Genomic DNA, 12,107 nt, shown 5'->3' with positions numbered 1-12,107 from the left:
AGAAAATTCCGCCACGCAACACTCCTGACGCAACGCCTCTCCCACGGTTGCACTGTGTCAGCATCGCAAGCAACGGAGGCGGAACTTCCGGGGGGACCGAGTGACGCTACGCGGGCGGTTGACGGCAGCCTTCCTCGTAGTGGTGCTCGGGCCGGTCCTGCTCTGCGCGCTCTTCGTCGCCTCCACCGCCACCGCCGTCGACCGCAGCCGCTCCACCGAACGTCTGTCGGTGGCGGCGTCCACCGTGCGTACCTCGGTCGACGCGCTCTGCCAGCAGTTGCGCGCCACCGCCGACGCGGTGGCCCTCACCGCCGACCCGGCCGCCGCCGCCGCCCAACTGGTCGGCCGAGGCCTGGCCACCGCAGTGCTGATCACCGACGTGAGCGGCCAGGTCACCTACGTCTCGCCAGACGCGCCGTCGACGCCCTGGCGGGCCTGCTCCGGCTCGACGACCGACGCGGCCAGCCCGATTCGGGCGCTGGCCGCCCAGGTCGACCTCCGCGACCGCGCCGGCACCCTGCTGGGCACGGTGGCCGCCGCGCAACGTGTCGATCCGGCCTTCGTGGCCCGGCTGGCGGCGGTGACCGGGGTGGCGGTCACCCTGCTCGACAGCGGAGCGAGCCCCGCGCAGGTCACCCACACGACCGAGTCCCGAGAGGTACGCGACGCGGTGCTGGCCGCCGCCAGCGCCGTCGACGGCGAGCGGGTCACCGAGACGAACGAGGGCCGGTACGTGCGGAGGATCGGGCCGTCCGACGGGCAGCCGCTGCCACTGGTGGTCTCCGTGCCGAGCGAGCGGCCACCGGGGCTGCACGCCATGCTGGTCGGGGTGGTCGTGGTGGCCGGGTTGCTCGCCGTGCTGACCGCCTGGCGGCTGGCCCGGGTGACCACCCGACCGCTGGCGGAGCTGGCCGGCGCGGTCGACCGGGTGGCCCACGGCGACCTGACCGCCCGGGTGCCGGTGCGCAGCCGTGACGAGTTGGGCCGGCTTGCTGTCGCGTTCAACCGGATGACCCGGGAGACCGGGTCCTACGTCGCGGCGCTCACCAGCAACCGGGACCAGCTCCGCGGCCACCTCGCGGTGCTCGGCGACACCCTGGCCAGCACGCACGACCTGCAACGCATCCTGCGGGTGATCCTGCACAGCGCCATCGGAGCCACCGGCGCGCGTGCCGGTGCCGTGCTGCTGGTCGAGGCCGGCGGGGTGCTCGTCGCGCAGTGCACCGAGGGGTTGGACGGACGCTGGCCGGACGGGGACGGGGACGGGTCGCAGACGCTCCGGGTGCCGGTGGGCGTCGGCGTGGTCGGTGCCGTCGCCGCCACCGGGGAACCGCAGCGGGGCAGGGCGGAGCCGACCGACGCCCCGTCGGGTGAGCCGCGCTGCCGCACGTACGTGGCGGTCCCGTTCGCCGCCCCGGCCGCCCTCGGCGGACCGTCCGGACCGTCCGGGCCGGCCGACGAGACCGGCGTGGCGGCGGCGCTCGGCGTGCTGGCCCTCTACGACCGGTTGGGCGCCGACGAGTTCGACGACGACGACCTGGTCACCCTGCGCACCTTCGCCGGTCATGCGGCGGTCGCGGTCGACAACGTCCGGGTGCACGAGGAGGCGCAACGGCTCTCCCTCACCGACCCGCTCACCGGGCTGTGGAACTACCGCTACCTGCGCGAGTCGATCCGGCGGGAGGTGGAACGGGCCAGCCGCTTCGGGCGGATGCTCAGCGTCCTCGCCCTGGACCTCGACCGGTTCAAGGACGTCAACGACACGTACGGGCACGCCGCGGGGGACACCGTGCTGGCCGAGTTCGCCCGGCGGGTGCGTGCGGAGATCCGGGAGGTCGACCTGGCCTTCCGGCAGGGCGGGGAGGAGTTCGTGCTGCTGCTGCCGGAGACCGACGCGCGGGGAGCGGCGATCGTGGCCGAGCGACTCGGCGCGGCGGTCCGCGAGACACCGATCGCCGTCGAGGCGTACGCCGGGCCGGTCGTGGTGACGGTTTCGGTGGGCATCGCCGTCTACCCGGACAACGGCAGCACCGGACGGGAGGTGCTGGAAGCCGCCGACGACGCGCTCTACGCGGCCAAGGCGGCCGGCCGCGACACGTACCGGATCGCCGAGGTACGCCCGGACGTGGCGACCCGGGAGATACCGGTGCTCGCGGGTGCCGTGAGCCCACCCGACGGGCTGCCGCGCGCCGGCCACCCCGTGCCGGCCATCCGGGAGCCGGGCGGGCCCGCCCGGTCGCAGCCGACTGTGGGCGTACCGGAAGGGTCGCCTGCGCACGCACGGCCCGACCCGGCCGACGATTCGGCGGACATCGACGCGGAGGCGGCCCGAGCCGGCCCGGACGCCGCGCGGCCGGGGCCGGGTGGCGGCGCGTCTTCTGGGCCACACCCGCCGCGGCAGAGCCGTGGCCGATAGTCTCGCGGCATGTCGGAGCACTCAGCGAACCCCTCATCGACGGTCGCCGCAACTGGCCGTCCCCTGGCGGTCAAGGCCGTCATCCCGGCCGCCGGACTGGCCACCCGGTTCCTGCCAGCCACCAAGGCGGTGCCCAAGGAGTTGCTGCCGGTGGTGGACCGGCCGGTTCTGCAGTACATCGTCGAGGAGGCCACCCAGGCCGGCATCGGCGACGTGTTGCTGATCACCGGACGGGGTAAGACGTCGATGGTGGACCACTTCGACCGTCGCCCCGACCTGGAGACCAGGCTGGAGGAGAAGGGCGACGCCGAGCGGCTGGCCGCGGTGCGTCGGCCCAGCGAGTTGGCCGAGATCTACACCGTGCGGCAGCCGGAGCAGCTCGGGCTCGGCCACGCGATCGGGTACGCCGAGTCGCACGTCGGCGACCAGCCCTTCGCGGTGCTGCTCGGCGACGAGTTCGTCAAGCCGTCGGAGCCGCTGCTGCCGGCGATGCTGGAGCTGCAGGCCCGCACCGGCGGCGTGGTCCTCGCCTTCTTCGAGGTCGACCCGGCCGAGACCAAGCGGTACGGCATCGCCTCCGTCGAGCCCGCCGAGTCGGAGCTGACCGACATCGGCGAGGTCGTCAGGGTGACCGGGATGGTGGAGAAGCCGCAGCCGGAGGACGCCCCGAGCAACCTCGCGGTGCTCGGCCGGTACGTGCTGCCGGGCAAGATCTTCGACGCGATCCGGCGGACCAAGCCGGGCAGCGGCGGCGAGATCCAGCTGACCGATGCGATGGAGCTGCTGCGCACCGAGGGCACACCGGTGCACGCGATCGTCTACCGGGGCACCCGCTACGACACCGGCATGCCGCTGGGGTACCTGCAGACGGTGGTGCAGATCGCCGCCGAGCGCGAAGACCTGGGCGCCGAGTTCCGGTCCTGGCTGGCCGACTTCGTCAAGGCCGACGCGGCAGGCGGATCTGGTACATGACCGCGACGGCCGACGCCGAGGCGGCCGCGAACGAGTTGACGCCGCTCGCCGACTACCTGGGCAGCGTGCTGCGCAGGTTGCGCGCGCTGCCGCCACTCGACCTCGATCTCACCCAGGCGCACGGCAACGTCCTCGCCGAGGACGTTGTCGCGCCGCACTCCTTCCCGGCCTTCGACCAGGCGGCCGTGGACGGCTACGCCGCCCGCTGGGAGGACATTTCCGGAGGGGGCCGGGGCCCGAGCTATGTCCCGGCCCCCTCCGGCACGCCCGGCGGCCGGACCATCCGACTCAACGTGGTCGGCGATCTCGGCGCCGCGAGCTGGCGGCCGGTCCGGCTCACCCCCGGCTCGTGCTTCTCGGTGGCCGCCGGGGCGCCGCTGCCGGTCGCCGCGGACGTGGTGGTCCCGGTGGAGTGGACCGACCAGGGCATGGCCGCGGTCGAGATCTTCCGCACCCCCAAACGGGGGTACGGGGTACGCCGAGCCGGTGAGGAACTGCCCGCCGGCACCCTGCTCGCCCGGGCCGGCACGTACGTCTCCCCGGCCCTGGTCGCGGTCTTCGCCGCCACCGGTATCGGGCACGTGGTGGTTCGGCCCAGTCCACGGGTGGTCATCGTGGCCACCGGCGACGAGCTGGTCGACGTGGGTCGGGGCAGCCAGCCGGGGCAGGTGGTGGACGCGAACTCGCACGCGTTGACCGCCGCCGCGGCCGAGGTGGGCGCACTGGCGTACCGGGTGGGAATCTGCGACGACGACCCGGAGGGGCTGCGCGGGTTGTTGGAGGACCAGACCCTGCGCGCCGATCTGATCATCACCACCGGGGGCACCGGCACCGGCCCCGGAGACATGGTGCGTCGGATCCTGTCCCGCCGCGAGGGTGGCCGGGCCGGGCCGGTCACGTTCACCGACGTGGCGCTCTATCCCGGCACCGCGCTCGGGTTCGGCACGGTCGGCGCCGAGGAGGTGCCGGTGGTCTGCCTGCCCGGCGACCCGGGCGCCGCGTTGATCGGCTTCGAGGTGCTGGCCCGCCCCGCCATCCAACTGCTCGCCGGCGCCGAGCCGGTGTTCCGACCCAGTGTGCGGGCGCACCTGCTGGAGACCGTGTCGTCCCCGGCGGGGCTGCGCGAGTTTCGACCCGCGCACGTCGCCGAGCGGCGCGGCGGCGGGTACACCGTCCAGCCACTCAGCGGTGGGCCGTTCACCCTCTCCGGGCTGGCCGAGGCCAACGGGCTGCTGGTGCTCGGCGAGCGGGTCACCACCGCCGCCGCCGGCTCCACCGTGGACGTCCTGCTGATGGACCGCCGTCGATGACGGTGTGCCGGTCGACCCGCTCGCGGGCCGCGTCAGGTGCTGGTCGGTGAACGGGGTGGGTCCACCTGTGCGCGACACGGTCCCGCGCGGGAGACTGTGCGGGTGAGCCTTTTCGGACCCCCGCGGGCACCGGGCTGGCCGGTGGAGCTGGCGGACGGCCCGGTGCTGCTGCGGCCCTACCGGCGCTCCGACGCCACGGCGTGGTCGGAGGTGCGGCGTGCCAATCGGGCTTGGCTGGCACCCTGGGAGTCGTCGCTGCCCGGTGGTTGGGACGAGCTGAACTCGCCTGCCGCGTTCCGCTGGGTGCACCGTGACCAGCGCCGCTCGGCCCGTGAGGGTGACGGCATGCCGTTCGCGGTCTGCCTGCGCGAGGCCAACCGGGATCGGCTGGTCGGGCACATCAACGTGGGCAGCATCGTGCGGCGGGCGCTCTGCTCCGGCTATGTCGGTTACTGGGTGGACGCCCGGGTTGCCGGCCGGGGTGTGATCCCGACGGCGCTCGCCCTCGCCGTGGACCACGCGTTCGGCCCGGGCGGCCTGCACCGGGTGGAGGTCAACATCCGTCCGGAGAACCGGCCGTCCCGCCGGGTGGTGGAGAAGCTGGGCTTCCGCGAGGAGTCGTACCACGTGCGCTACATGCACATCGACGGTGCGTGGCGGGACCACATCGGATACGCGATGACGAGCGAGGAGATCGCTGCCGAGGGTGGCCTGCTGGCCCGGTGGCACCGGGTACGCGCCAACGCCCGGTGAACCGTCCCACGGACGGGATCGGCGCGGCGCGGTGGCATCCCGGTCGGTGCGCCGTAACCTCAAGTAACTGCAAGCTACGGCAAGCGCTCCCCGGCCGGACGATCCACGCACCCAGGCACGATCGGTGGAAGATCCTGCGGTCGGGTGACGGTTGCTTCGAATTCGGTGACGGGAGGGGTGAGGGTGCCGACCTCGGTGCTCCTCGCCGTCCTCGCCGCCGCCGGCCTGCTCGCCCTGGCTCCGGCGCTGGTTCGCCGGTACGACGCCACCGAGCGGCTGGTGGCGGAGCGGGCGCAGTCGACGGCGCGGGTGCTCCAGCGCCACCGACGGCGCCGCACTGTGCCGGGACGGCGGCCCGTCCACCCTCCGCGCACACTGATCGTCACCCTCAGCGAGGATGCGACTACTGGAGCGTTGACCGCTCCGGTCTCCGCACCCCCGGCCGGCCGCCGCTCCGGCCGCCTACGCGCCGTGCCACCCGCACCGAAGCGGTCCCGCCGCCGCCCGCCACCCCACCGGCAGCACACCCCCGCCGTGTACCGGCGTCGCCGGGTACTCGCCGCTCTGCTCCTGCTCAACGTCGTCGAGTTGATCGGCGTGCTGTTCGTCAGCCCCGGCTTCTGGATCGGCTTCTCGGTCACCTTCCTGCTCCTCGCCGTGTACGTCGTCCACCTGCGCGGTCAGGCCCTCGCCGCCCGTCGCCGCCGCCGCGCGCGCGCCCGCGAGGCGGCCTGGCTGGCAGCGCGGCAGGCCGAGGTGCGCCGGGAGCAGGCCCGCCGGGCCGCCGCCCGTCGGGAAGCGCAGCGCCGCCTGGCCGCCCAGCGCGAGGGGGTACGCCGAGCCGCGATGGGCCTGGACCGCCCTGGCGACCTGCCGGCGGCCGTCAACGGTGGGTCGGTGTCGTACCGACGGTCGGGCGGGCTACGCGGGCGCCCCTACGAGGCCGGACGAGGCGCCTGACCACCCGACAAGGCCCCGCCCGCTGACCAGCGTGCGCCCCGTTCCCGGCGGGCCGTAGGTTCGCGTGTTCCGTGCCCCGGCGGGTTGATCCACTCCAGGTCGCCGATGTGGGGGTGTCCCGGAGGGCGGATGCCGCCAGATCGGCGAAATGGAGTCGATCAACGCCGGGCGGCGCGGCGGGCAGGTCGATCAACGCCAGGTGCGGGCGGCGGCGATCAACGTCAGGCGGGGGCGTGAAGCGCGGCGGGCGCTGGGTTGGCGCGCTTCGCGCCCCGGCGGGTTGATCCACTCCAGCTCGCCGATGTGGGGGTATCCCGGACGGCGGATGCCGCCACGTCGGCGAGCTGGAGTCGATCAACGCCAGGCGCGGCGGCGGGCAGGTCGATCAACGCCAGGCGCGGCGGCGGGCAGGTCGATCAACGCCAGGTGCGGGCGGTGGGCAAGTCGATCAACGCCAGGTGCGGGCGGTGGGCCGGTTGATCAACTCGGGTTCGTGGAAGGTGAGGTGTCGGGGCGTCCGGGATGCCCCGATTTTCGGGCCAATCGAGTGGATCTTCGGTTGGGCTCGGGTGGCGCGCCGGGGGCGGATTCGCGGTGGGGGCCGGCGACCTGTTAGCCTTGCTGCCGGCCCGCCCGGTGTAAGCCGGGTGGGACCGAAGCCGGTTCGCCGGCGGGGGGCTGTGGCGCAGACTGGTAGCGCACCTCGTTCGCATCGAGGGGGTCAGGGGTTCAAATCCCCTCAGCTCCACCAGCACGACGCTTTACCTGGGGAAACCCGCCAGGCAAGATCGGCGGGCACAGATCCGGCACAAATCAGCGAGGATGCGGGGCCTTCGGGCCCCGTTTTCGTTTGGCGCTCGCGTCGCGCAGCGCGCCGCTGATGATGTTGCGGCGGCGGTCCTTCTTCGGCCACCAGTGGACGTAGGTTTCCAGCGTGATCCGCAGGCTGGAGTGCCGAAGCGCGTTCTGCACGTCAGTGGGATCGGCACCTGAGGTGATCAGGCGGGTGGCGAAGTAGTGCCGCAGAGAGTGGAAGGTTCCCTCGTCGGGCCAGCCGGCCGCCTCGCGCCAGGTCCGCCACATCTGCGACCACCGTTGGTCATGGATCGGCCGCCCCTGGTCGTCGGTGAACAGCAGCGGGACCATCCGGCGCTTGGGCTCCTTGCCCGGGTCGGGGGTGCCCGCGGTGATGTCGGGCAGTGCCACCAGGACGGGTGGGTACGCGCGGACGTGCTGGGCGAAGACGGCGGCTACGTGGTCGTCCAGGTCGACGTCGCCGACTGAGCCGGCTTTCGGCGGGGCGAGGTAGAAGCCCCCGTAGGCGACCTTGTGGAATCGCAGTTGTTGAACGACGTGGAGTTCTTGGCGGTCCGGGTCGATGCACCGGGTGCTGTCCTCCAGGCCGAGGACTTCCCCGAGTCGCATGCCCTCGCCCGCGCCGGCCCAGATGGCGGCCTGATACTCGTCGGGGACCACGTCGACCAGGGCGAGCACGTCGTCGTCGGTCGGTACCCACTTCGGTGCGCGGGAGAAGCCCCGCAGGATGGCGAACAGCCGGATCGACTTGCAGGGGTTGTCGGGGATCACCTTGTCCGCGACGGCGGAGTTCATGATGTTGTTCAGCAGGTCGAAGTAGGTCTTCACCGATGATTGGGCGACGTTGTTTTGCAGCAGCGTGGCGACCCACTCCAGGACGTCGGTAACGGTGATCGCGCGGATAGCCCGGTCGCCGAAGTGCGGGTAGTGGTGGTGGCGTAGCCGGGATTCGGTGTGGCGCTGGTAGTCGAGGGCCTGACTGATCTGGCGGGATAGTCGCCATCGTTCGCCGTAGTCCTGGAAGGTCAGCCGCCGCTCTCCCTGGTCGATCCGGGTTTCCTCGGCGATCCCGGCGCGTGCCTTGGCGTCCCAGTCTTCGGCGTCTGCCTTCCGGTCGAAGAGACGTTCCCGGGTTTCGCCGTTGCGGTCCACGTACCGGCAGCGCCACCGTTTACCGCGCCCGTAGCGCTTGGACTTCAAGCGCTCCTTGTTGGGGCCGCGTTTGGTCAGGTACCAGAGGTCATCGATTGCCATGTCAGGCCGCCTGGTCTTCCAGCCAGGCCCGGACATCGGCTGGGTCGTAGCGCAGGTGTCGGCCGACTTTGAAGGCACGCGGTCCGGTCCGGCGGTGCCGCCATTGGTAGAGGGTGCCGACGGGGATGCGCAGGAAGGCGGCTGTGTCGCTGATGGACCAGAGGTCCGGCAGCGGGAGTGGGGTGGGTGCGGTCATCGTGGCTCCTTCCGGGTGATGGTGATGTAGGTGCGGCTTTCGCCGCTGTAGCCGGCGGGTCGGGTGCTGGTGCGGCAGGTGACCCGCTCGCGGCCGTAGTAGGCGGTGAGTTGAGCCGCGATCGTGGCGGCGTGGGCGGTGACAGTGGCGGTCGGGCCGATGAGCCGGACCGCGACCAGGGGGCGGGGACGTGTGGGCACGGCGTGCTCCTTCCAGGTCGGTGGGTGGGTTCTTGCTTGCGCTGTGGAGTTGTCAAGGAACGGCTTCACTGGTGTTGACACGTACGTGTCAAGCGGCCAGGGGTTGGACCGCGCGAGCGGCGGCGAGTTCGTCGGCCAGGGCGTCGATGCCGGCGAGGTGCTGTGCGCGGGCCATGGCGGCGGCGGTGTTGGCGAGTAGGGCGTCTCCGGTGGTGATCCAGCCGGTTGCCTGGTAGCCGAGTTCGTAGATAACGCGTTCGGTCTGCTCGTCGTCCCAGGTGTGCGGGTGGCCCTCGGTGCGTCGCCAGATGGTGCGTTGGAGGCGTAGGAAGCCGAGGGTGACGGAGAAGGCGCGGCTCTTGGTGGCGATGTGTCCGCCGTAGCCGAACTGGTGCGCCCACCGCCGAAGCCGGGCGTAGTCGGGGTGCTCCCCGATGTCCCAGCACGCACGGATCAGCCGGCCGAGGTGCGTTGCCGGGTCGCCGTGGATTTCCACGGAGAGGTCGTCGACGCGGCGCAGGCTCAGGCCGGTTACCTCGGTGCTCTTAGTGACGTACTTGGCGATATAGCCGGTGATCTGGGCGAGGTTGACCTCAGTACCGGGCGCGTTGACGTGCTTGAGGTCCAGGCCCTTGTCGCCCCACGCGATGCGCCAGCCCTGCCCGCCGTTGGCCGGGTGCGAGGCCGACGTGTAGGCCGTCTTGAGGAACGCGGCCCGGACGGCAGCCTCGAACATGTCCCGGGTGACCACCGACGGCGGCGGCACGATGGCATCGGGGCAGTCGGGGTTATAGCCGTCCAGGCGAATCAACGCGTGGTAATGGATGACGCCGCGTACCTGGAATTCGTAGACCTTGATGTAGCGGCGGCGCAGGTCCACGCCGTGGGTGCGGCCGAGGCGGCGTAGCTCCCTGTCGGCTTGTTGGATGGTGCGGCGCCACAGCTCGGGTGCCTCGTGATTCCAGACGACTTGGCCGGTGTGGTCGTAGCAGTCCAGGCACAACGGCTGTCCGAGCTGGGTGTCGGCGGCCTTGTGACGCTGGCCGCAGCGCAGCTCCTGGCCGTGAGGGCAGGTCCGGCCGAACGGGTGGCACACCGAGGGCCGGCAGGTGCAGCCGTCCTTCTTGCGGCAGTCCGCGGAGTGCACCTTCACCACGCGGTGGTGGACCGGCCCGAACGATGGGGCGGTGGCGGTCAGGAAGATAGCGATGTGCTCGTTGAGCGGCGGCAGTCCCCACCGGTCGCCCTGGAGCCCAGCTTTGATCAGGTGGTAGGTGTCGCGGCGGTACAGCTCGGCGCAGGAGGGGCAGACGGCGGCGCGGCGGTTGCCGCAGGGGGTGTAGATCGCGCCGTCGGGCATGTCCTCGGTGTCGACGGTGGCCATGCGGTTGCCGTCGGCGTCGTTGACGTGGATCTGCCCGGCCAGGCGGATCGGGTGCTTGCACGCCGAGGCCGCGCGGACGTGGCCCAACCATTCGGAGTAGTCGGGGTCCTGGGCGCGAGCGCGGCCAGAGGCGACGGTGCGGGGATCGTGCCCGCGTACCCACCCGTCGGCGGCGGGGTTGCGGGTGGTGCGGGTGGGCGTGGCCCAGGGCCAGTAGTCGTTTCCTGCTACAGCGGAGGCTCCCGTGCCCGAAACCGTGGTGGTTTCGGGCGCGAGAGGCAACGTCGAGAAGGTCACGCAGAGGCTCCAACAGCGGTGCCGTTGTGGTGCTTGTCGTTGATGGTCGGTTGGGTGGTGAGGGCCGTCAGGATGTCGGCGGCCGTTTGGGTGGGGACGCGCAGTCGCACAGCGAGTTGGCCGGGGGTGATGGGTTCACCGTGAGCTTTCGCGTGGGCGTCGGCGACGATCCGGGCACCTGACAGCAGCGCCGCAGCGGGCTTGACCGCTGGGATCGCGGGTGCAGCCGGCGGGGTCGCCGGGGCCGGGGTGTCCTCGGTCGTGGTGGTCTGTGGTGCTGCGATCGCGGGGGTGGTCCGCTTCGCCGGAGTTGCGGGCTCGTCGGTTGTGTTCTCTTCGGTGGGTGCGGTGGCCGTGGTGGTCGCGGCTGCCGGGCTGACCTTCGCGTCGGCGGTGGTGTCGGGTGACGACGCCGGGGCGGAGGTGGCCGGCTCGGGTGCCGGGACATGGTTGGTGGGCCGGGTTGCGGTGAAGACGAGCTTGGACAGGGCGAAGAAGGCCAGCGCGGGCAGCGCGGAGACCATCCATCCGAAGACGGTCGGCTTGGCGACGGCTAGCTGTGCGGTCAGGGACAGTCCGACGGCGGCGATGAGCAGGAACATCGGGTAGCCGATCGGGCCGCCTGTCTTGCGGCGGCGGATGATGACGATCATTGCGGCGATCGGGATGAGTTCGGTGATGACCGCGTTGGCCCAGCCGAACCAGTCGGCGGTTCCGGTGGGGCTGTTGCTGATGGTCCAGTCGTGGACGTGGTTGAACGAGGCGGCACCGGCCATGGCACCGACGAGCAGCACGATGAGGACCAGGACGCCGTCCTGGAGACGTGCGTTGAACGGGGACTTGGGCGTTGGCGTCGTCATGACGCCGCCTTGGAGGCGGGAATGTCGCTGGGGTCGAAGCGCAGGTAGCAGAAGCAGCACTCGAACGGGTAGGAGCCGCCGATGTAGTCAAGGTGCTCGAAGTGGTCGTGTGCCGCGATGGCGGGCGTCGGGGTCTGCTCGGGTTCACCGATGAACGCGGCGTTGTCGGCCGGGCGCAGTGCGGGCGGGATTTCGCCGCAGCAGCTGAGGTTGTGAGTGACGGTCTGGGTGCCGTCGGCGTGGCCGATGGTGAAGCCGGTGCCGTAGCAGCCGTACAGCTTCGGGTTAGCGGCGAGGTCGGTCGGTGCCGGTTCCGGGCCGACGAAGTAAAGGTGCCCGTCGATGACGAGAGCGCCGGGAAGGGCGAGCTGGTTCGTCCAGTACCGCAGGGTGGAGTCAGACAGGGTGTGTGAGGTCATGACAGTCCTCCGGGTGCGCAGTCGAGGCAGGTGCCGGATCGGCGGGGAATGTAGTAGGGCTTGACCTGGCCGCAGTCGGGGGAGGGACGCCGGGGGGGGGGGGGCTTGTCGATGGGCGCCCGGTGGGGGGGGGGGGGGGGGGGGGTGGGGTTCGGGGGGGGGGGGGGGGACAGGGAGGGGGAGCGGCTTTCCCGGCGGCACACCGATTTGTGGGGGGGGGGGTTGGGCTGCGGGGGGCGGGGTGTGGGGGCGCAGTGTGCGGCGGGGGGG

Annotated in this window: 11 protein-coding genes and 1 tRNA gene; 6 read left to right on the top strand and 6 right to left on the bottom strand. The window is 71.9% G+C overall.

Features of this window, described 5'->3' with window-relative positions; genetic code table 11:
* Positions 1 to 100: 100 nt before the first annotated feature.
* From C7C45_RS15990 to C7C45_RS15965, 6 genes are all read left to right on the top strand, one after another.
* Complete coding sequence (locus tag C7C45_RS15990; protein WP_208641181.1) at positions 101 to 2,416, top strand: diguanylate cyclase; 2,316 nt, start codon at positions 101 to 103, stop codon at positions 2,414 to 2,416.
* Between the two features lie 9 nt (positions 2,417 to 2,425).
* The gene (locus tag C7C45_RS15985) at positions 2,426 to 3,388 is read left to right on the top strand and encodes a UTP--glucose-1-phosphate uridylyltransferase (RefSeq protein WP_110564464.1); all 963 of its coding nucleotides are present in this window, start codon (positions 2,426 to 2,428) and stop codon (positions 3,386 to 3,388) included.
* Positions 3,385 to 4,698 (top strand): molybdopterin molybdotransferase MoeA, encoded by a 1,314-nt coding sequence (locus C7C45_RS15980; protein WP_110564463.1) that lies wholly within the window; start codon positions 3,385 to 3,387, stop codon positions 4,696 to 4,698. Before C7C45_RS15985 ends, C7C45_RS15980 begins: the two co-directional genes overlap by 4 nt.
* A gap of 102 nt (positions 4,699 to 4,800) precedes the next feature.
* Positions 4,801 to 5,451, top strand: a complete 651-nt coding sequence (locus C7C45_RS15975; RefSeq protein WP_110564659.1) for a GNAT family N-acetyltransferase — start codon at positions 4,801 to 4,803, stop codon at positions 5,449 to 5,451.
* A gap of 177 nt (positions 5,452 to 5,628) precedes the next feature.
* Positions 5,629 to 6,411: a divisome protein SepX/GlpR gene (sepX, locus tag C7C45_RS15970; protein WP_208641194.1), complete on the top strand. Its 783-nt coding sequence runs from the start codon at positions 5,629 to 5,631 to the stop codon at positions 6,409 to 6,411.
* A gap of 674 nt (positions 6,412 to 7,085) precedes the next feature.
* A tRNA-Ala gene (locus C7C45_RS15965) sits at positions 7,086 to 7,162 on the top strand.
* 62 nt (positions 7,163 to 7,224) lie between these two features.
* Here the strand turns inward: C7C45_RS15965 and C7C45_RS15960 are convergent.
* The 6 genes from C7C45_RS15960 to C7C45_RS15935 form a co-directional block, all read right to left on the bottom strand.
* Positions 7,225 to 8,481 (bottom strand): tyrosine-type recombinase/integrase, encoded by a 1,257-nt coding sequence (locus C7C45_RS15960; RefSeq protein ID WP_110564461.1) that lies wholly within the window; start codon positions 8,479 to 8,481, stop codon positions 7,225 to 7,227.
* A 1-nt stretch (position 8,482) separates the two neighbouring features.
* Positions 8,483 to 8,677 carry a helix-turn-helix transcriptional regulator gene (locus C7C45_RS15955; protein WP_110564460.1) on the bottom strand — a complete coding sequence of 65 codons (195 nt, stop codon included), beginning with the start codon at positions 8,675 to 8,677 and terminating at the stop codon, positions 8,483 to 8,485.
* Positions 8,674 to 8,877: a hypothetical protein gene (locus tag C7C45_RS15950; protein WP_110564459.1), complete on the bottom strand. Its 204-nt coding sequence runs from the start codon at positions 8,875 to 8,877 to the stop codon at positions 8,674 to 8,676. Before C7C45_RS15950 ends, C7C45_RS15955 begins: the two co-directional genes overlap by 4 nt.
* Positions 8,878 to 8,965: 88 nt before the next feature.
* Complete coding sequence (locus C7C45_RS15945; RefSeq protein WP_110564458.1) at positions 8,966 to 10,558, bottom strand: replication initiator; 1,593 nt, start codon at positions 10,556 to 10,558, stop codon at positions 8,966 to 8,968.
* Positions 10,555 to 11,418, bottom strand: a complete 864-nt coding sequence (locus tag C7C45_RS34085; protein WP_244200404.1) for a hypothetical protein — start codon at positions 11,416 to 11,418, stop codon at positions 10,555 to 10,557. Before C7C45_RS34085 ends, C7C45_RS15945 begins: the two co-directional genes overlap by 4 nt.
* Positions 11,415 to 11,837 (bottom strand): hypothetical protein, encoded by a 423-nt coding sequence (locus C7C45_RS15935; protein ID WP_110564457.1) that lies wholly within the window; start codon positions 11,835 to 11,837, stop codon positions 11,415 to 11,417. Before C7C45_RS15935 ends, C7C45_RS34085 begins: the two co-directional genes overlap by 4 nt.
* Positions 11,838 to 12,107 lie beyond the last annotated feature (270 nt).

It is taken from the genome of Micromonospora arborensis, assembly GCF_003205615.1.
GTDB classification, from domain to species: domain Bacteria; phylum Actinomycetota; class Actinomycetes; order Mycobacteriales; family Micromonosporaceae; genus Micromonospora; species Micromonospora arborensis.
The sequence above is the reverse complement of the archived record's forward strand: the minus strand, read 5'-3'. Positions and strand labels throughout refer to the sequence as shown.